Genomic DNA, 22,347 nt, shown 5'->3' on the forward strand with positions numbered 1-22,347 from the left:
CTACCCGTGGCAGGAGTCCGGCGTCGTACGCCTCATCCTCGGGGAGGAGTTTGCTCACTGAGAGCATTGCTTCAGCAACGGATGGTGAAACTGTTACGCGTCCGATGTGAGCCCGCGCATAGGACGCACATCACGTACGAAGCATCTTAGTGGAGGGCGGGACGCAGTAAAGGAAGGCTAAGCGCGGGTCTCGGCACGGGCCGCCGACCCCCCGGTCCACTATCGCGGATCGTACGTCGCAGCTTTGCCACCGAATTTTGCGCCCGCTAAGAATTGCTCCCGTCGCTCGGCGCCGCGGTCCTCGCACCGCGGCGTTTTGCCGGTAGCACCACGTCCCCCGCCGGCGCCAGGGCGGCCTCCCGATACGAAGAGGTCCACTCCGCATGTCCAAGCGCACCCCCTCTGGTCATAGTCGCTCGACCCTGACCAAGGCCCAGAAGTTCTCGATCGCCGGTGTCGCCACGCTCGGCGCCGCCGCCCTCGCCTTCTCCATCGCGCCGGGCAGCTCCCAGACCGAGGCGACGCGGACCGAGGCCCTCGGCGCCCACGCCGCCGCCTGGTCCGTGCCCGCCAAGACGCAGCAGGCCGTGCACGAGAACGTCAGCAAGCAGCACGCCAACGCCGACAAGCAGGCCAAGGACGCCGCCGCGAAGAAGAAGGCCGAGGACGAGGCCGCGGCGAAGAAGAAGGTCGAGGAGGACCGCAAGGCGAAGGAGGCCGCGAGCCGCGCGGCCGCGCGCAAGCCGGTCTACACCAACAACCTCGACGGCTGGATCCGCCAGTCCCTCGACATCATGAAGAGCAGGGGCATCCCCGGCTCGTACGAGGGCCTGCACCGCAACATCATGCGCGAGTCCACGGGCAACCCGAACGCCATCAACGGCTGGGACATCAACGCCCAGAAGGGCACCCCGTCGATCGGCCTGCTCCAGGTCATCCAGCCGACGTTCAGCGCGTACCACGTCGAGGGCACCTCGACGAACATCTACGACCCGGTCGCCAACATCACCGCCGCCGCCAACTACGCGGCCCACCGGTACGGCTCGATCGACAACGTCAACGGCGCCTACTGAGCCCCACCTCCAGGACCGGACCTCCCCCGAGGCCGAGCTCACAGACGCCGAAGGGCGGCACCCCGCGTGGGGTGCCGCCCTTCTTCGTGTCCGCTCCGCTCTTCGTGTCCGCTCCGCGTGACTCCGCGCTGGGCGTGTCCGCGCGAGCGGTGCTACTTGCGCATGACCTCCGGCTCGTGGCGGCGCAGGAAGCGGGCCACGAGGAAGCCGCAGAACGCGCCGAGGGCGAGCAGCGCGGCCATGTCCATGACGTAGGCACCGCCCTCGTGGTCCCACAGCGGGTCGGTGCTGCCCGGGTCGTCCGGGTTGGGGCTGATCCGGTTGAAGTCCAGCGTGCTGCCGGCGGCGGCCACCGCCCAGCGCGAGGGCATCAGATACGAGAACTCGTTGACGCCGACCGTGCCGTGCAGGATGAACAGACAGCCGGTGAACACGACCTGGATGATCGCGAACATGACCAGCAGCGGCATGGTCTTCTCGGCGGTCTTCACCAGGGCCGAGATGATCAGGCCGAACATCATCGAGGTGAAGCCGAGGCCCATGATCGGCAGGGAGAGTTCGAGCAGCACCTGGCCGCCGAGGACCAGCCCCTTCTCCGGGATCTCCCGGGTGGAGAAGCCGATCGCGCCGACCAGGGCTCCCTGGAGCACCGTGATCATGCCGAGGACGATGACCTTGGACATCAGATACGCGGAGCGCGACAGGCCGGTCGCGCGCTCGCGTTCGTAGATCACCCGCTCCTTGATCAGCTCGCGTACGGAGTTCGCGGCGCCCGCGAAACAGGCGCCGACCGCGAGGATCAGGAGCACCGTCGTGGCCGTGCCATTCGGGATGATCTTGCCGGTCTTCGGGTTCACGACCGGCAGCAGGCCCTTGTCCGGGTCGATGAGCAGGCTGACCGCGCCGAGCACCGCGGGCAGGATCAGCATCAGCGCCATGAAGCCCTTGTCGGACGCGATGACCGACACATAGCGGCGGATCAGGGTGATCAGCTGTGAGCCCCAGCCCTGCGGCTTGGGCGGCTTGATCGCCTGCGGCGGCGGCATGTGTACGGACTGCGCGGCGACGGCGTCGATGTCCGCGGCGTACATCTGGTAGTGCTGCGAGCCCTTCCAGCGGCCCGCCCAGTCGTAGTCGCGGTAGTTCTCGAAGGCGGAGAAGACGTCGGCCCAGGTGTCGTAGCCGAAGAAGTTCAGGGCCTCCTCGGGCGGACCGAAGTACGCCACCGAGCCGCCCGGCGCCATCACCAGGAGCTTGTCGCACAGGGCCAGCTCGGCCACGGAGTGCGTGACGACGAGGACCGTGCGGCCGTCGTCGGCGAGCCCGCGCAGGAGCTGCATGACGTCGCGGTCCATGCCCGGGTCGAGGCCCGACGTGGGCTCGTCCAGGAAGATCAGCGACGGCTTGGTGAGCAGCTCCAGGGCGACCGAGACGCGCTTGCGCTGGCCGCCGGAGAGGGAGGTGACCTTCTTGTCCTTGTGGATGTCGAGCTTCAGCTCGCGCAGGACCTCGCCTATGCGCTGCTGGCGCTCCTGGTCGCTGGTGTCGGCGGGGAAGCGGAGCTTGGCCGCGTACTTGAGCGCCTTGTTGACGGTCAGCTCCTTGTGCAGGATGTCGTCCTGCGGGACCAGACCGATGCGCTGCCGCAGCTCGGCGAACTGCTTGTACAGGTTCCGGTTGTCGTAGAGGACGTCGCCCTGGTTGGCGGGCCGGTAGCCGGTCAGCGCCTTGAGCAGGGTGGACTTGCCGGAGCCCGACGGGCCGATGACCGCGATCAGGGACTTCTCCGGGACGCCGAAGGAGACGTCCTTGAGGATCTGCTTGCCGCCGTCGACCGTGACGGTCAGATGGCGCGCGGAGAAGGAGACGTCACCGGTGTCGACGAACTCCTCGAGACGGTCCCCGACCAGGCGGAACGTGGAGTGACCGACGCCGACGATGTCGTTCGGCCCGATCAGGACCGTCGACGCCTTGGCGATCGGCATGCCGTTGACGTACGTGCCGTTGTGCGAGCCGAGGTCGCGCAGTTCGAAGCGGCCGTCGGGCGTCGAGGTGAACTCGGCGTGGTGCCGCGAGACCTGGAGGTCGGAGACCACCAGCTCGTTCTCCAGGGCGCGGCCGATGCGCATCTTTCGGCCAAGCGCGAACTGGTGGTACGTGGTCGGGCTGCGGTCGCCGTAGACCGGCGGGGCCCCCGCCGCGCCACCGGGTCCCACGCCCGCGCCCGGGCCCTGCTGAGGTGGCACCTGCGCGTGCTGCGGCTGCGGTGCGTGCTGCTGCGGCGCCTGCTGCCAGGCCTGCTGCTGCGGCATCTGCTGCTGGTGCTGCTGATACTGCGGCGCCTGGTGCTGCGGCTGCGCCGCCCAGCCCGGGGCCTCCTGATGGCCGGGTCCTGCCTGGCCAGGGGCCTGCTGCGGCGACGCGTGCGCCGCCTGCGGCGGGCCGTGCTGCGCCTGCTGCGCGCCCGGCGCGGACACGGCAGCGGCGGCGGCGCCGGGCGCGCCGCCGGAGAGGACGAGCTGCGGCCCGTCCGTCGCGTTGCCCAGATGGACGGCCGACCCGGGGCCGATTTCCCTCTGGTGGATCCGCTGCCCCTGCACGAAGGTGCCGTTGGTGGAGCCGTGGTCCTCGATGACCCAGCTCCGGCCGCTCCAGCTGATCGTCGCGTGCCGCCAGGAGACCCTGGCGTCGTCGAGCGCGATGTCACCCTGCGGATCGCGTCCGAGGGTGTAGGTCCGGGACGCCTCCAGCGTCCAGGACCTGCCATTCAATTCCAGTACGAGTTCCGGCACTCCATGCCCCACTGAGTTGTCCCCCGAGTTGCCCCCATCTATGGGGAGTCTAGGGATGTCGAACATCGGGAGGAACTATTTCAGGCGGAGGCCTCTGACCGAAAGTCGGGCCTTGTGAAGACTGCGTACGGGCCACTATGACTGCCCCGTTGACGGGGCAGATATCGCCTCGGAAAGTGGTAAGGGCTCTCAGCGAGTACGGATCACGAACATGCCGCACATGTCGACCATGTCACTCATGTCGTCGATGTCGCCCCTGTCGTGCGTCCGCGGACCGAGGGCGACGCGCGGCGAGCTCGGGGGGTCTGATGGTGAGCGGCGGGTACGAGGGCGGGCGGCGGAGCGTGCCCTGGGGGGACGTCCTGCTCTCCGCGATCGCGGCGGTCAGCTGGGCGTTGATCGGCATGGCGGGCACGGCGGCCCTTGGTCTGCACCTGCTCGGCGCGGACGCCGCGGCGTCGCTCGGGCCGATGACGGCGGCGGCGATCGCCCTGGGCGTCGGGGGCTCCATCACCCCATCCGGTGATGTGTCGGCCTTCGGCCTCAAGGGTGCCGAGGCGACCACGGCCATTGACGTGGCGCCCCTGGGCGTGGGGCTCGCCGGGGCGGTCCTCCTCTCCTACTTCTTTTTACGTTCCCTGCGCGGCGCGGGAGTTGTGATCTCACCCGCCGAACTCGCGGCGCGCGCCGGTGCGGTGATCGCGCTCTTCGTCGGGATGCTCGGCGGACTCGCCTGGGCCGGTCACGACATCATCACGATCAACGGCGAACAGCTGGGCATCGACAAAGGAATTGACAAGGGAATCGACAAAGGGCTCGGTGACCTTCCCGGGGGCATCGGCGACCGGATTCCCGACGGCCTCAAGGACATCGGCGGCATCGGTGACATCGGCGGGCTCCTGCCCGACCGGCTGCGCGACCTCGTCGAGGCGAAGGCCGCGGTCGGCTTCACCGTCGACACCGGAGCCACCTTGCTCGGTGGCGCGATCTGGTCGGTCGTGGTGCTGCTCATCGCGCTGCTCGCGTCCCGCCGGACACCGCTGCCGCCCGGCTTCGACGTCGTCCACCGGCTGCTGCGGCCCGCGGCGTCCGCCCTCGTCGCGGTCGTTCTGATGGCCGTCGTCGCGGGGCTCGCCGCGGCCGCGTACGCGGCGATCGGCGACGACCACCCCAAGCGGGTCGTGGGCGGCGCGCTCCTCGGCACCCCCAACGGCGTCTTCCTCGGCCTGCCCGTCGGTCTCTTCGTCCCCTACGACGGCGAGGCCTCGGGCGCCCTGACGCGGTTCCTGCCGGACCCGGTGGACGATCTGCTGAGCGGCTCCGACAAGCCCCTGACGCTGGGGCGGCTCGCCGAACTCGACGGCCGGGTGTGGCTGCTCGGGGTCGCGACCGCGGTGATGATGCTGTTCGCGGGGGTGCTCACGGCGGTACGCAGTCCGCTGGCGCGGGAGGCCTCGGGGGCCCCGGCCGGGGACTCGCGGGGCACCGCCGGATTCGTCGCACGCTGTGCCCTGACGCTCGGGGCGGTCACGGCGGTGGCCCTGCCCCTGATGGCATGGCTGACCGGGGTGTCCGCGGACGCCTCCCTCTCCGTCCTCGGCTTCGACGCGTTCGGGGCCGGGCTCGAACTGCACGGGAACCTGGCGCTCGCCGCGGCCCTCGGCGCGGCGTGGGGCGCGGGGGCCGGGGCGGCCGGGGCCCTGCTCGCGCGGGCCACCGGGGCGGCGGGGGGCCGGGTGGCGCCGCCGGCCCGGGCCTCCGCGGAGGCGTCGCCGCCGCAGGTTCCGGGGCCCTATCAGCAGAGCACCCCGTACCGGCCGCCGCGGGCGGAGACCAATCCGTACCTGCGGGTCCAGGACGGGGGGCCTGGCCCTGGCGCGGGCGGGCCGCCCTCGGGCAGCGGGACCCCGACCGCCGCGGGCCCCGGGGCACCGCCGCCGGGCAGTGGGGTGCCTACCGTGGCCACACCTGTACCGCCGCCGGACGGGGCGAAGCGGGGGCGCCGGGGGGCGCGGGAGTGGCCGATGCCCCCGCCCCCGCCTCCTCCCCCACCGCCACCTCCGAAGCGGAGGCCCTGAGCCGGCCGGGGCGGTAACGCCGGGCACCGGAGGGCGCTATCCGCAGCGCTCCGCGCCGGGGCCGGGCCCCGGGAGCACTCCGTGTCGGGGCCCGGTCCGCGAAGCCAGGGAGATACAGGCGGGCGGGTGGGAGAAGTCCCGGCAAGGCCGGGGAGTGACAAGGAAGCAGGGCCAGGGCGAGCCCGGCGGAACCGGGGGATGAACAAGGGGGCGAGGGGGTGTCCGGCAGCCGGACACCCCCGTCACCCGGCCCGCGCCGCCAGCTACCGTGGGGATCACCATGAGTGCCTCCACGCCCCCCGCGCCCCCCGGCGCCACCGCGCCGCCCGGCACCCCCTCGCCGGCGGGCGCCAACGCTGATCTCCCCACGCTGCTCGTCAAGATCTTCGGCAAGGACCGCCCCGGCATCACCGCCGGCCTCTTCGACACGCTCGCGGCGTACTCCGTGGACGTCGTCGACATCGAGCAGGTCGTCACCCGGGGCCGGATAGTGCTGTGCGCGCTGGTCACCGCACCGCCGCACGGCCTCGAAGGGGATCTGCGGGCCACCGTCCACTCGTGGGCGGACTCCGTGAGCCTGCAGGCCGAGATCATCTCGGGCCGGGGCGACAACCGCCCGCGCGGCCTCGGCCGCTCCCACGTGACCGTCCTCGGCCACCCGCTCACCGCCGAGTCCACCGCCGCGATCGCGGCGAGCATCACGGGGACCGGCGGGAACATCGACCGCATCTTCCGGCTCGCCAAGTACCCGGTCACGGCAGTGGAGTTCGCGGTGTCCGGCACGGAGACCGAGCCCCTGCGCACGGCGCTCGCGCTGGAGGCCGCGGCGCTCGGCGTCGACGTCGCGGTCGTCGCCGCGGGGCTGCACCGCCGCGCGCAGCGCCTGGTCGTGATGGACGTCGACTCGACGCTGATCCAGGACGAGGTGATCGAGCTCTTCGCCGCGCACGCGGGCTGCGAGCAGGAGGTCGCGGAGGTGACGGCGGCCGCGATGCGCGGCGAGCTGGACTTCGAGCAGTCGCTGCACGCGCGCGTCGCCCTCCTCGAAGGGCTCGACGCTTCGGTGGTCGACAAGGTCCGCTCGGAGGTGCGGCTCACCCCCGGCGCGCGGACGCTCATCCGCACCCTCAAGCGCCTCGGCTACCAGGTCGGCGTGGTCTCCGGCGGCTTCACCCAGGTCACGGATGATCTGAAGGAACGTCTCGGCCTGGACTTCGCCCACGCCAACACCCTGGAGATCGTCGACGGCAGGCTCACCGGCAAGGTGACCGGCGAGGTCGTGGACCGCGCGGGCAAGGCCCGGCTGCTGCGCCGCTTCGCCGACGAGGCGGGCGTCCCGCTGGAGCAGACCGTCGCGATCGGCGACGGCGCGAACGACCTCGACATGCTGAACGCCGCCGGTCTCGGCGTCGCGTTCAACGCCAAGCCGATGGTCCGCGAGGCCGCCCACACGGCCGTCAACGTGCCGTTCCTCGACACCGTCCTGTATCTGCTCGGCGTCACCCGCGAAGAGGTCGAGGCCGCGGACATGCACCTGGACCACGACTAGGCCGCCGCTCTCCGTACCGGTCGGGCCCGGCACCCCTGGGGTGCCGGGCCCTTCGCATGGGTCGGTGGGTCCTGCCGTGTGCTATTCGGACGGCGCCCAGTAGTCCACCAGCGTCGCCGTGCCGGGCTCCAGGCCCTTCCACGAGCCGGTGTACGTGAGGACGGCGAAGGCCGAGGTGGGGAAGCCGCGACGGTTCATTCGCACCTGGGCGTCGCCCTCGGCCTCTCCGGCGAGGACGTCGGCGAGGCCGTGGACACCGGGGTTGTGGCCGATGAGGATCAGGTCGCGCACGTCGTCCGGTGTCTCGTTGAGCACGGCGATCAGCTCGCCCGGGGAGGCTTCATAGACCCGGTCCTCGTACACCGTCCGGGGACGCTGCGGGAGTTCCTGGACGGCGAGCTTCCAGGTCTCCCGGGTCCTGGCGGCGGTCGAGCACAGGGCCAGGTCGAAGACGATTCCGGTGTCGGCGAGTTTGCGGCCGGCCACGGGGGCGTCCTTGCGGCCGCGCTCGGCGAGCGGACGCTCGTGGTCGGACACCTGGGGCCAGTCGGCCTTCGCATGCCGGAAAAGGACAATCCTGCGGGGTTCTGCGACGCTCATGCGTCCCAGCTTCGCATGAAACACGCCATCGGGCGCAGGGAGTTGGCGGGCTCTCCCGCCAGGGGTGACGGGGCGTTCACCGGGTGTCTCCTGAGGTGGTGAGGGCGCCCGCGACCAGGCACGAACGCCTTACTGGAGGGAGGCGAGGAGCTCCCTGACGCGCTCGAAGAGGTGGGTGACGACGGGCTCGCCGCCGGCCGCGTGGGCGTCCACCGGGTTCAGTATCAGCAGGAGCAGGGCGGCGAAGGCGATCGCGGGCAGGGCGATGGCCCACCACGGGAGCTGGATCTCGACCGCGGCCGGCTCCGCCCGCTCTGCCGGGTCGCGTCGGGTGTGCGCACGGGCCGACATGCCGCCTCCAAGAACCTTCGAGTGCTCCGTGCCGCGTTGTCGCGGCCACATCTCGAAGGTACGGAGTTCCGGTCCCTCGGCCCATCCGGTGATCCACCCAGATAACCCTGACACTGGCCCCCTAGGGGATGGTGGGGCTAGCACCACCATCCCGTGGTGGAGGACTGGTTCGCCGATGGTCCGGCGGGGCCTCAGGGCGAGGCGACGGACGCGATGATCCCGATGATCACGGTGATGGCCAGCATCGCGCCGAGCACGATGAGGAGCTTCTTCTGGCCGTTCTGGGGGTTCGGGTCGAGCACTGGCATGCCGCAAGTCTCCCATCCCGGGCCCGTGGGCCCGCCGTCGGGGTGCCCGCCGTCGGGGTGCGCGGGGCCGGGCAAGGGTGCCGACACCCGTCTTCTGCCCGCGGCGGCCCGCCCCCCGGCCTGCGGCGTCCCACCCTCCGGCCGACGGCGTCCCGCCCTCCGGTTTGCTGCGACCCGCCCATGGTGGCGGGCGGGCCGCCCGGGTCAGGCGGCGGCCTTCGCCGCCACCTCGTCCTCGATCGTGCGGTCGCGGCCCGCCAGGAAGCCGACCGCGATCTGCGGCACCATCAGGCCCGCCATGAGCGCGAGCGGCAGGCCCCAGCCCCCGCTGTGCTGGTAGAGGACGCCCACCAGGAGGGGGCCCGGGATCGAGATCAGATAGCCGGTGCTCTGCGCGAAGGCGGAGAGCTTGGCCACGCCCGCGCTGCTCCTGGCGCGCATGCCGACCATGGTGAGCGCGAGCGGGAAGGCGCAGTTGGAGATGCCGCACAACAGCGCCCACGCCCAGGCGCCGCCCGCCGGGGCGAGGTACAGGCCCGCGTATCCGGCGAGGCCGCAGGCCCCGAGGACGACCACGACGGGGCCCTGGTGGGGCAGCCGGGTCGCCACGCGCGGGATCACGAAGGCGAGCGGCACGCCCATGGCCATCGTGACGGCGAGCAGGACCCCGGCCTCGCTCGCGGGTACGCCCGCGTCCCGGAAGATCTGCGGCAGCCAGCCCATGGTGATGTAGGCGGCGGTGGCCTGGAGCCCGAAGAAGCAGGCGAGGGCCCAGGCCGTGCGGCTGTGGGTGATGCGCAGCGCGTCGTCCTCGCGCCGGACGGCGGCCGGGACCCGCTCGGCGGCGGCCGCCCCGGTGCCGCGCTCGCGCACCAGCGGCAGCCACGGCACGACGGCGACGACCGCGAGCACCGCCCAGACGCCGAGCCCGGTGCGCCAGCTGCCGCCGAGCGCGTCGGTCAGGGGCACGGTGACGGCGGCGGCCAAGGAGGTGCCGAGCGCGAGGGCCATCGAGTACAGGCCGGTCATCGAGCCGACGCGGTCGGGGAACCAGCGCTTGACGATGACCGGCATCAGGACGTTGCTCACGGCGATGCCCATGAGGGCGAACGCGGTGGCGGCCAGGAAGCCCGCGGTGCCGCCGACGAAGGGGCGGATCAGCAGGCCGGTGGCTATCGCGGCCATGCCCGCGCACACCACGGCGCCGGAGCCGAAGCGCCGGGCCAGGCGCGGGGCCTGGCTGCCGAACAGGGCGAAGCACAGCGGCGGCACGGAGGTGAGCAGCCCCGCGAGGGTGCCGCTCATGCCGAGCCCGTCCCGCACCTCTTCGAGGAGTGCGCCGAGGCTGGTGATGGCGGGCCGGAGGTTGAGGGCGGCGAGGACGATGCCGACGACGATCAGTCGCGTCGCCCACGCGCGCGGGGCGGTCGTTCCACCCGGCTCGACCGGCGCGTCCGCGGCGCCGCGCGCCGGTCCGCCGCCGTTCGCACCCGCCGGGCCCTCCGCGGCGGCCGCCTGCCGCACGGCCGCTCCGGCCGGGCCCGGTGGTGTCATCGTCCCGCGTGTCGTATCCGCTTCCTCACTGACCATGAGAGCCATCATAGAATCATGGGATGATTACCTGTCCAATCCCCGCCGGGCACACCGGGCACACCGGGCCGCCAGGCTGACCGGGTCCGCCAGGCCCACCCGGCGCAGTAAGCCCCCCCCCGTGCACGACGACAACACCGCCGACCTCGCCGAAGGAAGCACATGCCGCTGACCACCCCGCGCCGCTCCGCGCTGTCCGAGCAGGTCATCGCCGCCCTGCGCAATCAGATCTCGTCGGGCGAGTGGCCGGTCGGCTCCCGCATCCCCACCGAGCCCGAGCTGGTCGAACAGCTGGGCGTGGCCAGGAACACGGTCCGTGAGGCCGTGCGCGCCCTCGCCCACAACGGCCTGCTCGACATCCGGCAGGGCTCGGGCACGTACGTGGTCGCGACCAGCGAGCTGGCGGGCGTGATGCAGCGCAGGTTCGCCGACGCCGATCCGCGGCACATCGCGGAGCTGCGCGCCACGCTGGAGTCGAGCGCCGCGAAGCTCGCCGCCGAGCGGCGCACGGAGCGGGACCTGAAGCAGCTGGACACCCTGCTCGCGCGCCGCGAGGAGGCGTGGGCGTCGGGCGACGCCGAAGCGTTCGTGGCGGCCGACGCGACCCTGCACATGGCGGTGGTGGCCGCGTCCCACAACGACGTCCTGACCGCCCTGTACGCGGACCTGGGCGAGGTGCTGCGGGACTGGCTGCGCGAGGACATCGGCAAGGAGCTGACGCCGGCGGCGTACATGGACCACGGCCGTCTCGTCGAGGCGATCCGCGCGCGGGACGCGGACGCGGCGGCCGCCGAGGCGGCCAGCTACCCCTACCTGTGCCACCCGGAGCGGCTCAGCGGCTGAGCGCCCCCAAGGTCAGCGCTGGTGGCTGATCCACACCGAGCGGACCTCTTTCCAGCAGCGGCCCGCGAGCCGCACCGTCATGGCGGGCCCGGCCACGACCGGGCGGCTGTCGCTGTCGATGTCCCACCACCGGTCGCACTCGATGTGCAGCCGCAGGCGGTCGGTGTCGGGGTACGGGTTGTGGCAGTACGCGACGACGTGGGAGCCGACGACGTTGCTGCGGCACTCCGCGCCGAACGGCCGGTCCGCCACGGCCGGACGCGGGTCCGGGGCCGCGCTCGCGGGCCGCTCCTGGTGCCCCCGCGCGCGCTGCCCGGCCGCGTGGGACGCCGCGTGGGACACGGCGTCGTACGGCAGGGTGATCAGGAGGGCGAGCGCGGCGAGCGCCGCACCGGGTGACCAGCGCACACTCCAGGGTGCGCGGCCCGGCCCCGGCGCCGCCCGGCCAGCGGGGCCGAACGGGCGACGCCCCGCCCCCGCGCGCTGCGGGAACGGGGCGTCGACGCGTCAGAGGGGGTCAGGCACCCATCATGTGCACGCCGCCGTCGACGTGGATGATCTCGCCCGTGGTCTTCGGGAAGAAGTCCGAGAGCAGCGCGACGATGCCGCGGCCCGCGGGCTCGGGGTCGGCCATGTCCCACTGGAGCGGGGAGCGGCTGTCCCAGACCTTGGCGAGCTCGCCGAAGCCCGGGATGGACTTGGCGGCCATGGAGCCGATGGGGCCCGCGGAGACCAGGTTGCAGCGGATGTTCCGCGGGCCCAGGTCGCGCGCCAGGTAGCGGTTGGTGGCCTCCAGGGCGGCCTTGGCCGGGCCCATCCAGTCGTACTGCGGCCAGGCGAACTGCGCGTCGAAGGTCAGGCCGACGACCGCGCCGCCCTCCTCCTCCGGCATCAGCGGCAGCAGGGCCATGGTCAGCGACTTCAGCGAGAACGCCGAGACGTGCATGGCCGTGGCCACCGACTCGAACGGCGTGTTCAGGAAGTTGCCGCCGAGCGCGTCCTGCGGGGCGAAGCCGATGGAGTGGACGACGCCGTCGAGGCCGCCGAGCTCCTCGCGGACCAGGCCCTCCAGGCGGGCGAGGTGCTCCTCGTTGGTGACGTCGAGCTCGATGACCTTGGCGGGCTTGGGCAGCTTCTTGGCGATGCGCTCGGTGAGCGTGGGCCGCGGGAAGGCGGTCAGGATGACCTCGGCACCCTGCTCCTGCGCGACCTTGGCAGCGTGGAAGGCGATGGAGGACTCCATCAGCACACCCGTGATCAGGATCCGCTTGCCGTCGAGAATTCCGCTCATGGTGATCAGTGACCCATGCCCAATCCGCCGTCAACGGGGATGACGGCTCCAGTGATGTACGAGGCGTCGTCCGAGGTGAGGAACCGCACCGTGGCGGCGATCTCCTCGGGCTGCGCGTAACGGCCGAGCGGCACCTGCGCCACGATGCCCGCGCGCTGCTCGTCCGTGAGCGCCTGGGTCATGTCGGTGTCGACAAAACCGGGCGCGACGACGTTGAAGGTGATGTTGCGCGACCCCAGCTCACGGGCGAGCGAGCGCGCGAAGCCGACCAGGCCCGCCTTGGAGGCGGCGTAGTTCGCCTGGCCCGCCGAGCCGAGCAGCCCGACGACGGAGGAGATGAGGACGACGCGGCCCTTCTTGGCGCGCAGCATGCCGCGGTTGGCCCGCTTCACGACGCGGAAGGTGCCGGTGAGGTTGGTGTCGAGGACGGACGTGAAGTCGTCCTCGGACATGCGCATCAGAAGCTGGTCCTTGGTGATGCCCGCGTTCGCGACGAGGACCTCGACCGGGCCGTGCTTCTCCTCGATCTCCTTGTAGGCCTGCTCCACCTGTTCGGCGTCGGTGATGTCGCACTTGACGGCGAGCACACCGACGGCGGTGAGGTCCTTGGGCGGCTCACCCGAGCGGTAGGTGATCGCCACCTTGTCCCCGGCGTCGGCGAACGCGCGCGCGATGGCGAGGCCGATGCCCCGGTTTCCTCCGGTGACGAGAACCGAGCGGCTCAAGGGATCACCCTTCTCCTTGACTGTGTGGTCTCCCGGAAACCTATCGGTCCCGTACGCGATCCGGAGAATCGGCGTCCGACAGTGGCGCAGATGACTCGCTGTTGGATCCCTACAGAAAGGTATGGCCGAGCAGCCGGTTCGCACGCGATGATCGGACCTGACCGGTGCCCGGGGGTGGCCGTGGACCGGAGCAGACGGCGGCGGACCGGAGCCGACCGCAGATGACAGCAGGGAGACGTTCCGTGCCTCATTCCATCGATGAAGCCTTCACGGCGCTGCCGCTGCGGGCGCTGGCCGACGCGGCGCTCGCCCGCGCGCGGGCCCTCGGCGCCGAGCACGCGGACTTCCGCCTGGAGCGGGTGCGCAGCGCCGCCTGGCGGCTGCGGGACGCCAAGCCCGCCGCGTCCCACGACACCACGGACCTGGGGTACGCGGTACGGGTGGTGCACGGCGGCACCTGGGGCTTCGCCTCGGGCGTGGATCTGACCATGGACGCGGCGGCGCGCGTCGCGTCCCAGGCCGTGGCGATGGCCAAGCTGTCGGCCCAGGTCATCAAGGCGGCCGGGTCCGACGAACGCGTAGAGCTCGCGGACGAGCCGGTGCACGAGGACCGGACGTGGGTCTCCGCGTACGAGATCGACCCCTTCTCGGTGCCGGACGAGGAGAAGACGGGGCTGCTCGCGGACTGGAGCGGGCGGCTGCTGGCCGCCGACGGGGTCGCGCACGTGGACGCCTCGCTGCTCACCGTCCACGAGAACAAGTTCTACGCGGACACGGCGGGGACGGTCACCACGCAGCAGCGCGTGCGGCTGCACCCGCAGCTGACGGCGCACGCCGTGGACGAGTCGACCGGGGAGTTCGACTCCATGCGGACCATCGCGCCGCCGGCCGGCCGCGGCTGGGAGTATCTGACCGGCACGGGCTGGGACTGGGACGGCGAGCTGGAGCGGATCCCCGGGCAACTGGCCGAGAAGATGCGCGCCCCGAGCGTCGAGCCCGGCCTGTACGACCTGGTGGTCGACCCCTCCAACCTGTGGCTGACCATCCACGAGTCCATCGGCCACGCCACGGAGCTGGACCGCGCCCTCGGCTACGAGGCGGCGTACGCGGGCACCTCCTTCGCCACCTTCGACCAGCTCGGCAAGCTCAAGTACGGCTCGTCGCTGATGAACGTCACGGGCGACCGGACGGCCGAGCACGGCCTCGCGACCATCGGGTACGACGACGAGGGCGTGGCCGCGCAGTCCTGGGACCTGGTCAAGGACGGCACGCTCGTCGGCTACCAGCTGGACCGGCGCATCGCCAGGCTCACCGGCTTCGAGCGCTCCAACGGCTGCGCGTACGCCGACTCCCCCGCCCACGTGCCGGTCCAGCGCATGGCGAACGTCTCGCTCAAGCCGGATCCGGCGGGCCTGTCCACGGACGACCTGATCAGCGGCGTGGAGCGCGGCATCTACGTGGTCGGCGACCGGTCGTGGTCCATCGACATGCAGCGGTACAACTTCCAGTTCACCGGCCAGCGCTTCTACCGGATCGAGAACGGGCGGCTCGCCGGGCAGCTGCGCGACGTCGCCTACCAGGCGACCACCACCGACTTCTGGGGCTCGATGACGGCCGTCGGCGGCCCGCAGACGTACGTCCTCGGCGGCGCCTTCAACTGCGGCAAGGCCCAGCCGGGCCAGGTCGCCGCCGTCTCCCACGGCTGCCCCTCCGCCCTCTTCCAGGGCGTCAACATCCTCAACACCACCCAGGAGGCCGGGCGATGAGCCCTCGTACGAGCAAGCCGCACGAGATCGTCGAGCGGGCCCTGGAGCTGTCGACCGCCGACGGCTGTGTGGTGATCGCCGACGAGGAGTCGACGGCGAACCTGCGCTGGGCGGGCAACGCCCTGACCACCAACGGCGTCACCCGGGGCCGCACCCTCACCGTCATCGCCACGGTCGACGGGGCCAAGGGCACCGCGTCCGGCGTCGTCTCGCGCTCGGCCGTGACCGGGGACGACCTGGAGCCGCTGGTGCGGGCCGCCGAGGCCGCGGCGCGCGCGGCCGGGCCCGCCGAGGACGCGCAGCCCCTGGTGACCGGCGCCCCGGCGGCCCCGGACTTCACGGACGGGCCCGCCGAGACGTCCTCGGCCGTCTTCGCGGACTTCGCGCCCGCCCTCGGCGAGGCCTTCGCCCGCGCCCGGGCGGGCGGCCGCGAGCTGTACGGCTTCGCCAACCACGAGCTGACCTCCAGCTACCTGGGCACGTCGACGGGTCTGCGGCTGCGCCACGACCAGCCGAGCGGCACCCTGGAGCTGAACGCGAAGTCCCCGGACCGCACCCGTTCGGCCTGGGCGGGCCGGGCCACGCGCGACTTCAAGGACGTCGACCCGGCGGCGCTCGACGAGGAACTGGCCCAGCGCCTGGCCTGGGCGCGGCGGCGCGTGGAGCTGCCCGCGGGGCGGTACGAGACGCTGCTCCCGCCCACGGCGGTCGCCGACCTGCTGATCTACCAGCTGTGGTCGTCGGCGGCCCGGGACGCGGCGGAGGGCCGCACGGTGTTCTCCAAGGCGGGCGGCGGCACCCGCGTCGGCGAGCGGCTCACCCCGCTGCCCCTGACGCTGCGCAGCGACCCGCACGAGCCGGGCCTGGAGGCGGCGCCCTTCGTGCTCGCGCACGCCTCGGGCGACGACGCGTCGGCCTTCGACAACGGCCTGCCGCTCACCCCCACCGACTGGGTGCGCGACGGTGAGCTGCGGCACCTGATCACCACCCGGCACAGCGCCGCCCTGACCGGTCTGCCGGTGGCCCCGGCGATCGACAACCTCATCCTGGAGGGCGGCTCGGACCGCTCCCTGGAGGAGATGGTGGCGGCCACCGAGCGCGGCCTACTGCTGACCTGCCTGTGGTACATCCGCGAGGTCGACCCGGCGACGCTGCTGCTCACGGGCCTGACCCGGGACGGCGTGTACCTGGTGGAGAACGGCGAGGTGGTGGGCGAGGTGAACAACTTCCGGTTCAACGAGTCGCCCGTGGACCTGCTGTCGCGGGCCAGTGAGGCGGGCCGGACGGAGAAGACGCTGCCGCGCGAGTGGGGCGACTACTTCACCCGGGCGGCCATGCCCGCGCTGCGGGTCCCGGATTTCAATATGAGTTCGGTCAGCCAGGGCGTATAACCTCGTAGACCGCACCCTTGAGGTGCACGTACTGATCACTCCCGAGGAGACAAGAGACCTGTGACGGACATCGTCGACGAGCTGAAGTGGCGGGGACTGTTCTCCCAGTCCACCGACGAAGAGGCACTGCGCAAGGCGCTCGCGGACGGTCCCGTCACGTTCTATTGCGGCTTCGACCCGACCGCGGCCAGCCTGCACGTCGGGCATCTGGTGCAGGTCCTGACCGTGCGCCGCCTCCAGCTCGCGGGCCACCGCCCGCTGGCCCTGGTGGGCGGCGCCACGGGCCAGATCGGCGACCCCCGCCCGACGGCCGAGCGCACCCTGAACGACCCGGAGACGGTCGCGGGCTGGGTGAGCCGGCTGCGGGCGCAGATCGAGCCCTTCCTGTCCTTCGAGGGCGAGAACGCCGCGCTGATGGTGAACAACCTGGACTGGACCGCGGGCCTGTCCGCGATCGAGTTCCTGCGGGACATCGGCAAGCACTTCCGCGTGAACAAGATGCTCACCAAGGAGTCCGTGGCCCGCCGCCTGGAGTCGCAGGAGGGCATCAGCTACACCGAATTCAGCTACCAGCTGCTCCAGGGCATGGACTTCCTGGAGCTGTACCGGCGCCACGGCTGTGTGCTCCAGACCGGCGGCTCCGACCAGTGGGGCAACCTCACGGCGGGCATCGACCTGATCCACCGCCTGGCGCCGGAGGCGACGGTGCACGCCATCGCCACGCCGCTGATGACGAAGGCGGACGGCACCAAGTTCGGCAAGACCGAGGGCGGCGCCGTCTGGCTCGACCCGGAGATGACGACGCCGTACGCGTTCTACCAGTTCTGGCTGAACGTGGACGACCGGGACATCTCCCGCTACCTGCGCATCCTGTCCTTCAAGTCCCGCGAGGAACTGGAGGAGCTCGAGCGGCAGACCGAGGAGCGCCCGCAGGCACGCGCCGCGCAGCGGGCGCTCGCCGAGGAGCTGACGACCCTGGTGCACGGCGCCGACCAGTGCGCCGCCGTGATCGCCGCGTCGAAGGCCCTCTTCGGCCAGGGCGACCTCGGTGACCTGGACGCGGCGACGCTGGCCGCGGCGCTCTCCGAGCTGCCGCGCGTCGAGGTCGCCGAGCTGGGCCCGGTCGTGGACCTGCTCGCCGAGGTCGGCCTGGTGGCGAGCAAGTCGGCCGCGCGCCGCACGGTCAAGGAGGGCGGTGCCTACGTGAACAACGTGAAGGTGCCGTCCGAGGACGCCGTCCCGGCCCGCGAGGACCTGCTGCACGGGCGCTGGCTGGTGCTGCGCCGGGGCAAGAAGAACCTGGCGGCGGTGGAGGTCACCGGCTGACCCGGTGAGCGCACGTGGAGGAGGGGCCGGTCCGCGCGGACCGGCCCCTCCTCCACGTGCGCTCCGGGCGCGGCTCAGGTCGTCTGTCTGTTGCCCTTGACGGCCTTGTACAGCATGTCGCCGACCGCCACGACCACGAGCGCCGCGCCGAGCTGGAGCGCGTGCCGCCCCCAGTCGATGCCCTTGGTCTCGTCGATGCCGAATCCCGCGGCCATCCAGTTTCCGAGCACGCCGCCGATGATGCCGAACACGGTCGTCAGCCAGAGCGGACTGTGCTGTTTCCCCGGCAGGATCGCCTTGGCGAGCAGACCGAGCACGAAGCCCACGATGATCGCCCACAACCAGCCCATAGCTGCCTCCTCAGACGGCTCGACATGAGCATTACGCTCAGTGTCGGCCCATCCTCCGTACGGCGCATGTCGGGCTCCGCCATACGTGGCACGACGCACCGGAGACCGTGGGGCGAGGCCGGACCCGGTCTACGCGACGGCGCAGGTGCGGCGTAACGTGGAGGGGTCCAGGCCGGGGAGAGTCTGGCGCGAACGGGCAGGCGGTGGAATGTGATGCGGAAGCAGAACGACGCTCAGGTCTTCCGGATCACAGGGGCCAGGCAGGGCCTCGCGGACGACGTGCGGGGACGGCAGCGGCGCTATGTGATCTCGATGTCCGTCCGCACTGTTTCGGTCATTGCCGCCGCGGTCCTCTGGAACGTCGAACGGCACGTCGCGCTCGTCGCGCTGGTGCTCGGAATACTGCTGCCGTACGTCGCGGTGGTGATCGCCAACGCGGGCCGGGAGAACGCGCCTTCGCTTCCGTCAACCTTCGTACCGGCACCGTCGCGGCCGATGCTGGCCACCGCCGCGCCCGGCGAGCGGAGCGCGGAACCCGTCGCGGAAGAGCCGCCCGGGGCCGCCCGCGAGGAGCCCCGGGCGCCGTCACGGGAACAGGGCTGACCGACGACGTTACGCCAAGCTCAAGAAAAGCTCAGATCAATCATGGAGTTCCGGTGCCAGGCGGCCACGCGGCCGTGACATACTTCGTACGCGCTCCGCATCCCCCGTCGGAGCGACAGACCGACGCCGGGCAGCTCCCCCCGTGGCTGCTCGGCGTCGCCTTGTTTGGGATGAATACGTGACCGACGAAACCCCCGTCTGCTCCGCCAAGGGCTGCCGTGCGGCCGCCGTGTGGGTGCTCGCCTGGAACAACCCGAAGCTGCACACGCCGGAGCGCCGGAAGACGTGGCTGGCCTGCGAGGATCACCGCGAGCACCTGTCCCAGTTCCTCGGTGTGCGGGGCTTCCTCAAGGACGTCGTCACGCTGGCGGAGTGGGATGCCGCGCAGCCGTCCGGGGACGGCCCGGCGGCCTAGGGCCCGTCCGGCGGGCCGGCGCCGGGGTCAGCCGCCGATCGCCGACATGGGGCGCTCGGGCTGGAGGAACGCCGGATCGTCCAGACCTGATCCCGCCTTTTTGCCCCACATCGCGAGCTTCCAGATGCGGGCGATCTCCTCGTCCGTACTGTCCGCCGCGCGCAGGGCGGCCCGCAGATCGGTCTCCTCCGTGGCGAACAGACAGGTGCGGACCTGTCCGTCGGCGGTGAGCCGGGTGCGGTCGCAGGCCGCGCAGAAGGGGCGCGTGACGGAGGCGATCACACCGACGCGGTGCGGGCCGCCGTCGACGAGCCAGCGCTCCGCGGGCGCGGAGCCGCGCTGCTCGGAACCCTCCTCGGTGAGGTCGAAGCGGGTGCGCAGCGAGGCCAGGATGTCACCGGCCGTGATCATGCCCTCGCGCTTCCAGCCGTGCTGGGCGTCCAGGGGCATCTGCTCGATGAAGCGCAGTTCGTAGTCGTGCTCGACGGCCCAGGCCAGCAGGTCGGGGGCCTCGTCGTCATTGAGCCCCGGCATCAGGACCGTGTTGACCTTCACGGGGGTCAGGCCCGCCGCGCGGGCCGCTTCGAGTCCTTCGAGGACGTCGTGGTGGCGGTCGCGCCGGGTGAGGGTCTTGAAGACGTCCGGGCGCAGGGTGTCCAGGGAGACGTTGACCCGGTCGAGACCGGCGGCCTTGAGGGCCGCGGCGGTGCGCTTGAGGCCGATGCCGTTGGTCGTCAGGGACATCCTGGGGCGCGGCTCCAGGGCGGCGCAGCGCTCGACGATGCCGACGAGGCCGGGGCGAAGCAGCGGCTCGCCGCCGGTGAAGCGGATCTCCTCGATGCCGAGGCGGGTGACGGCTATGCGGACCAGACGGACGATCTCGTCGTCGGTGAGGAGGTCGGGTTTGGCCAGCCACTGCAGGCCTTCCTCCGGCATGCAGTACGTGCACCGCAGATTGCACCGGTCGGTCAGTGAAACCCGCAGATCGGTGGCCACTCGGCCGTACGTGTCGATGAGCACGTGGGCCCCCTCCCCGGTCCGGATCGCTGGTGCGTTCGGTAGTACGCCCTTTGACCATGAGCCTACGTGACGTGACCGACATCGACAGAGGCCGTTTCCACAGGACGCGCGCGGCCGCGTCGTAGGGATCTACGACGCGGCCGCGCGACGGCTTTCGGTCAGTGGGCGCCGGTGCCCGTGAGGGAGCGCACCTCCAGCTCCGCGTACTTGTCCTTGTCGGGCTCCTCCTTGGAGAGCATCGTGCCGAGCCAGCCGAGCAGGAAGCCCACCGGGATGGAGATGAGGCCCGGGTTCTCCAGCGGGAACCAGTGGAAGTCGACGCCCTTGAACATGGAGGTCTTCTCGTTGCCCGACACCACGGGCGAGAAGAGCACCAGGACGACGGCGGTGGTCAGACCGCCGTAGATCGACCACAGGGCGCCCTGGGTGGTGAACCGCTTCCAGAACAGGCTGTAGAGGATCGTCGGCAGGTTCGCGGACGCGGCGACGGCGAAGGCGAGGGCCACCAGGCCCGCCACGTTCAGGTCGCGGGCGAGCGCGCCGAGGCCGATGGAGACGATGCCGATGAAGACCGTCGCCCAGCGGGCGGCCCTGACCTCCTCCTTCTCGTCGGCCTTGCCCTTCTTGATCACGTTGGCGTAGATGTCGTGCGCGAACGACGAGGACGAGGCGAGCGTGAGGCCCGCGACGACCGCGAGGATGGTGGCGAACGCGACGGCGGAGATCGTGGCGAGCAGGATCGCGCCCCAGTTGGAGTCGGTGCCTCCCAGATGCAGGGCGAGCAGGGGCGCCGCCGTGTTGCCCGCCGGGTTGGAGTCGGTGATCTCCTTGGGGCTGATCAGGGCCGCGGCGCCGAAGCCGAGGGCGATCGTCATCAGGTAGAAGGCGCCGATGATGCCGATGGCCCAGTTCACGGACTTCCGGGCGGCCTTGGCCGTGGGCACCGTGTAGAAGCGGATGAGGATGTGCGGCAGGCCCGCGGTGCCGAGCACCAGGGCGATGCCGAGCGAGATGAAGTCCAGCTTGGACGTCGACGTGGCGCCGTACTTGAGGCCGGGCTCCAGGAAGGGCGCGCCCTTGCCGCTGTTCTCGGCGGCGGTGCCGAGCAGGTCGGAGATGTTGAAGTCGAACTTCAGCAGGACCAGGAAGGTCAGCAGGAGCGCGCCCGCGATGAGCAGGACGGCCTTGACCATCTGCACCCAGGTGGTGCCCTTCATGCCGCCGATGGTGACGTACACGATCATCAGGACGCCGACGAGCGCGACGATGCCGACCTTGCCGCCGTCGCTGGTGATGCCGAGGAGCAGCGAGACCAGGACGCCCGCGCCCGCCATCTGCGCGAGCAGATAGAAGATCGACACGACGATGGTGGAGGTGCCGGCCGCGGTGCGCACCGGGCGCTGGCGCATGCGGAAGGCGAGGACGTCGCCCATGGTGTAGCGCCCGGAGTTGCGCAGCGGCTCGGCGACGAGCAGGAGCGCCACCAGCCAGGCGACCAGGAAGCCGATGGAGTACAGGAAGCCGTCGTAGCCGAACAGGGCGATGGCGCCCGCGATGCCGAGGAAGGACGCGGCGGACATGTAGTCGCCGGAGACGGCGAGGCCGTTCTGGAAGCCGGTGAACTGCCGTCCGCCGGCGTAGAAGTCCGCGGCGCTCTTGGTCTGGCGGCCCGCCCACACGGTGATGACGAGGGTGGCGACGACGAAGATCGCGAACAGCGTGATGATCAGCGGGCGGTGCTCGCTGGCCTGGCTGGCGGCGAGCACGGTGGAGCGGGCCTCGGGGAAGGCCGTGGCGGTCGAGGCGATCGGGGTGTTCACGCGCCGCCCTCCATCCGGGACTTGATGGCGTCCGCGCGCGGGTCGAGCTTGGTGGCGGCGTGCCGCGAGTACCACCAGGCGATGAGGAAGGTGGTGAGGAACTGGGCGAGCCCGAGCACGAGCGCGATGTTGATGTTGCCGACCACCTTGGTGCCCATGAAGCCACCGGCGTAGTTCGAGAGGAGGACGTACACGAGGTACCAGGTGATGAACGCGATGGTGAGGGGGAACGCGAACGAGCGGTGCGCGGCGCGCAGTTCGGCGAACTCCGCGCTCTGCTGCACCTCGACGTACTCCTCGGTGGAGGGCACCGAGCGGGTGGGTTCTGGGCCGCCCTTCGACGGTGGGGTTGCGTCGGTGGCCACGGAGTCTCCTCGTGGTACGGGGGTGGTGGGGACGGAAACGGAAGCGGTGTGATCCATGTGCTCTGCTCTCGAAGTGACGCGGATCACGTGG

General features: G+C 71.5%; 21 protein-coding genes. 9 read left to right on the forward strand and 12 right to left on the reverse strand.

Annotated elements, in window-relative coordinates; all coding sequences use genetic code 11:
- Positions 1–383: 383 nt before the first annotated feature.
- Complete coding sequence (locus C9F11_RS09925; RefSeq protein WP_138958919.1) at positions 384–1,073, forward strand: transglycosylase SLT domain-containing protein; 690 nt, start codon at positions 384–386, stop codon at positions 1,071–1,073.
- Between the two features lie 152 nt (positions 1,074–1,225).
- Here the strand turns inward: C9F11_RS09925 and C9F11_RS09930 are convergent, their stop codons facing one another.
- Positions 1,226–3,865 (reverse strand): FHA domain-containing protein, encoded by a 2,640-nt coding sequence (locus C9F11_RS09930; RefSeq protein WP_138958920.1) that lies wholly within the window; start codon positions 3,863–3,865, stop codon positions 1,226–1,228.
- A gap of 308 nt (positions 3,866–4,173) precedes the next feature.
- Here C9F11_RS09930 and C9F11_RS09935 point away from each other — a divergent pair, with 308 nt between their 5' ends.
- Together C9F11_RS09935 and serB are read left to right on the forward strand one after the other, a co-directional pair.
- Complete coding sequence (locus C9F11_RS09935; RefSeq protein ID WP_138958921.1) at positions 4,174–5,943, forward strand: streptophobe family protein; 1,770 nt, start codon at positions 4,174–4,176, stop codon at positions 5,941–5,943.
- 280 nt (positions 5,944–6,223) lie between these two features.
- The gene (gene serB, locus C9F11_RS09940; RefSeq protein WP_249401664.1) at positions 6,224–7,492 is read left to right on the forward strand and encodes a phosphoserine phosphatase SerB; all 1,269 of its coding nucleotides are present in this window, start codon (positions 6,224–6,226) and stop codon (positions 7,490–7,492) included.
- An 81-nt stretch (positions 7,493–7,573) separates the two neighbouring features.
- On the opposite strand, the gene C9F11_RS09945 is transcribed toward serB, so the two are convergent.
- From C9F11_RS09945 to C9F11_RS09960, 4 genes are all read right to left on the reverse strand, one after another.
- The gene (locus tag C9F11_RS09945) at positions 7,574–8,092 is read right to left on the reverse strand and encodes a histidine phosphatase family protein (protein WP_138958922.1); all 519 of its coding nucleotides are present in this window, start codon (positions 8,090–8,092) and stop codon (positions 7,574–7,576) included.
- Between the two features lie 129 nt (positions 8,093–8,221).
- Positions 8,222–8,443 (reverse strand): hypothetical protein, encoded by a 222-nt coding sequence (locus C9F11_RS09950; RefSeq protein ID WP_138958923.1) that lies wholly within the window; start codon positions 8,441–8,443, stop codon positions 8,222–8,224.
- Positions 8,444–8,634: 191 nt separating this feature from the next.
- Positions 8,635–8,751 (reverse strand): SGM_5486 family transporter-associated protein, encoded by a 117-nt coding sequence (locus C9F11_RS49645; RefSeq protein WP_107065829.1) that lies wholly within the window; start codon positions 8,749–8,751, stop codon positions 8,635–8,637.
- 204 nt (positions 8,752–8,955) lie between these two features.
- Entirely contained in the window at positions 8,956–10,341 is a 1,386-nt protein-coding gene (locus C9F11_RS09960; protein ID WP_249401665.1) for an MFS transporter, read from the reverse strand.
- Positions 10,342–10,503: 162 nt separating this feature from the next.
- Here C9F11_RS09960 and C9F11_RS09965 point away from each other — a divergent pair, with 162 nt between their 5' ends.
- The gene (locus tag C9F11_RS09965) at positions 10,504–11,184 is read left to right on the forward strand and encodes a FadR/GntR family transcriptional regulator (RefSeq protein ID WP_138958924.1); all 681 of its coding nucleotides are present in this window, start codon (positions 10,504–10,506) and stop codon (positions 11,182–11,184) included.
- 12 nt (positions 11,185–11,196) lie between these two features.
- Here the strand turns inward: C9F11_RS09965 and C9F11_RS09970 are convergent, their stop codons facing one another.
- From C9F11_RS09970 to fabG, 3 genes are all read right to left on the reverse strand, one after another.
- Complete coding sequence (locus C9F11_RS09970) at positions 11,197–11,592, reverse strand: hypothetical protein (protein ID WP_138958925.1); 396 nt, start codon at positions 11,590–11,592, stop codon at positions 11,197–11,199.
- 109 nt (positions 11,593–11,701) lie between these two features.
- Complete coding sequence (gene fabI, locus C9F11_RS09975; RefSeq protein ID WP_138958926.1) at positions 11,702–12,475, reverse strand: enoyl-ACP reductase FabI; 774 nt, start codon at positions 12,473–12,475, stop codon at positions 11,702–11,704.
- Positions 12,476–12,480: 5 nt separating this feature from the next.
- Positions 12,481–13,200, reverse strand: coding sequence for a 3-oxoacyl-[acyl-carrier-protein] reductase (gene fabG / locus C9F11_RS09980; protein ID WP_138958927.1), 720 nt, complete (start codon positions 13,198–13,200; stop codon positions 12,481–12,483).
- Between the two features lie 242 nt (positions 13,201–13,442).
- Between fabG and C9F11_RS09985 the strand changes: the two genes are divergently transcribed.
- Genes C9F11_RS09985 through tyrS form a run of 3 tightly spaced genes read left to right on the forward strand, consistent with a single transcriptional unit; the run spans position 13,443 to position 17,683 of the window.
- Entirely contained in the window at positions 13,443–14,966 is a 1,524-nt protein-coding gene (locus C9F11_RS09985; RefSeq protein ID WP_138958928.1) for a TldD/PmbA family protein, read from the forward strand.
- Positions 14,963–16,357 carry a TldD/PmbA family protein gene (locus C9F11_RS09990; protein WP_138958929.1) on the forward strand — a complete coding sequence of 465 codons (1,395 nt, stop codon included), beginning with the start codon at positions 14,963–14,965 and terminating at the stop codon, positions 16,355–16,357. The genes C9F11_RS09985 and C9F11_RS09990 overlap by 4 nt, the downstream gene beginning before the upstream one ends.
- A 60-nt stretch (positions 16,358–16,417) precedes the next feature.
- Positions 16,418–17,683: a tyrosine--tRNA ligase gene (gene tyrS, locus C9F11_RS09995; RefSeq protein WP_138958930.1), complete on the forward strand. Its 1,266-nt coding sequence runs from the start codon at positions 16,418–16,420 to the stop codon at positions 17,681–17,683.
- A gap of 74 nt (positions 17,684–17,757) precedes the next feature.
- Here tyrS and C9F11_RS10000 read toward each other — a convergent pair whose 3' ends face one another.
- Positions 17,758–18,033 (reverse strand): GlsB/YeaQ/YmgE family stress response membrane protein, encoded by a 276-nt coding sequence (locus C9F11_RS10000; protein WP_030684223.1) that lies wholly within the window; start codon positions 18,031–18,033, stop codon positions 17,758–17,760.
- Between the two features lie 213 nt (positions 18,034–18,246).
- Here C9F11_RS10000 and C9F11_RS10005 point away from each other — a divergent pair, with 213 nt between their 5' ends.
- Both C9F11_RS10005 and C9F11_RS10010 read left to right on the forward strand, forming a co-directional pair.
- Positions 18,247–18,636 carry a DUF3099 domain-containing protein gene (locus C9F11_RS10005; protein ID WP_138958931.1) on the forward strand — a complete coding sequence of 130 codons (390 nt, stop codon included), beginning with the start codon at positions 18,247–18,249 and terminating at the stop codon, positions 18,634–18,636.
- Positions 18,637–18,814: 178 nt separating this feature from the next.
- On the forward strand, positions 18,815–19,051 hold the full coding sequence (locus tag C9F11_RS10010; protein WP_138958932.1) for a hypothetical protein: 237 nt from the start codon (positions 18,815–18,817) through the stop codon (positions 19,049–19,051).
- A gap of 27 nt (positions 19,052–19,078) precedes the next feature.
- Here C9F11_RS10010 and moaA read toward each other — a convergent pair whose 3' ends face one another.
- The 3 genes from moaA to C9F11_RS10025 all read right to left on the reverse strand — a co-directional run bounded on the left by moaA (position 19,079) and on the right by C9F11_RS10025 (position 22,256).
- The gene (gene moaA, locus C9F11_RS10015; RefSeq protein ID WP_212767812.1) at positions 19,079–20,071 is read right to left on the reverse strand and encodes a GTP 3',8-cyclase MoaA; all 993 of its coding nucleotides are present in this window, start codon (positions 20,069–20,071) and stop codon (positions 19,079–19,081) included.
- Between the two features lie 158 nt (positions 20,072–20,229).
- The gene (locus C9F11_RS10020) at positions 20,230–21,891 is read right to left on the reverse strand and encodes a cation acetate symporter (protein ID WP_249401666.1); all 1,662 of its coding nucleotides are present in this window, start codon (positions 21,889–21,891) and stop codon (positions 20,230–20,232) included.
- The gene (locus C9F11_RS10025) at positions 21,888–22,256 is read right to left on the reverse strand and encodes a DUF485 domain-containing protein (RefSeq protein WP_138958934.1); all 369 of its coding nucleotides are present in this window, start codon (positions 22,254–22,256) and stop codon (positions 21,888–21,890) included. Before C9F11_RS10025 ends, C9F11_RS10020 begins: the two co-directional genes overlap by 4 nt.
- Between the last annotated feature and the right edge of the window lie 91 nt (positions 22,257–22,347).

This window comes from Streptomyces sp. YIM 121038 (genome assembly GCF_006088715.1).
Lineage (GTDB): Bacteria > Actinomycetota > Actinomycetes > Streptomycetales > Streptomycetaceae > Streptomyces.

Coding starts and splice junctions, on each gene's coding strand:
- C9F11_RS09925 (WP_138958919.1), top strand. CDS start 384: ATGTCCAAGCGCACCCCCTCTGGTCATAGTCGCTCGACCCTGACCAAG.
- C9F11_RS09935 (WP_138958921.1), top strand. CDS start 4,174: ATGGTGAGCGGCGGGTACGAGGGCGGGCGGCGGAGCGTGCCCTGGGGG.
- serB (WP_249401664.1), top strand. CDS start 6,224: ATGAGTGCCTCCACGCCCCCCGCGCCCCCCGGCGCCACCGCGCCGCCC.
- C9F11_RS09945 (WP_138958922.1), bottom strand. CDS start 8,092: ATGAGCGTCGCAGAACCCCGCAGGATTGTCCTTTTCCGGCATGCGAAG.
- C9F11_RS09950 (WP_138958923.1), bottom strand. CDS start 8,443: ATGTCGGCCCGTGCGCACACCCGACGCGACCCGGCAGAGCGGGCGGAG.
- C9F11_RS49645 (WP_107065829.1), bottom strand. CDS start 8,751: ATGCCAGTGCTCGACCCGAACCCCCAGAACGGCCAGAAGAAGCTCCTC.
- C9F11_RS09960 (WP_249401665.1), bottom strand. CDS start 10,341: ATGGTCAGTGAGGAAGCGGATACGACACGCGGGACGATGACACCACCG.
- C9F11_RS09965 (WP_138958924.1), top strand. CDS start 10,504: ATGCCGCTGACCACCCCGCGCCGCTCCGCGCTGTCCGAGCAGGTCATC.
- fabI (WP_138958926.1), bottom strand. CDS start 12,475: ATGAGCGGAATTCTCGACGGCAAGCGGATCCTGATCACGGGTGTGCTG.
- C9F11_RS09990 (WP_138958929.1), top strand. CDS start 14,963: ATGAGCCCTCGTACGAGCAAGCCGCACGAGATCGTCGAGCGGGCCCTG.
- C9F11_RS10000 (WP_030684223.1), bottom strand. CDS start 18,033: ATGGGCTGGTTGTGGGCGATCATCGTGGGCTTCGTGCTCGGTCTGCTC.
- C9F11_RS10005 (WP_138958931.1), top strand. CDS start 18,247: ATGCGGAAGCAGAACGACGCTCAGGTCTTCCGGATCACAGGGGCCAGG.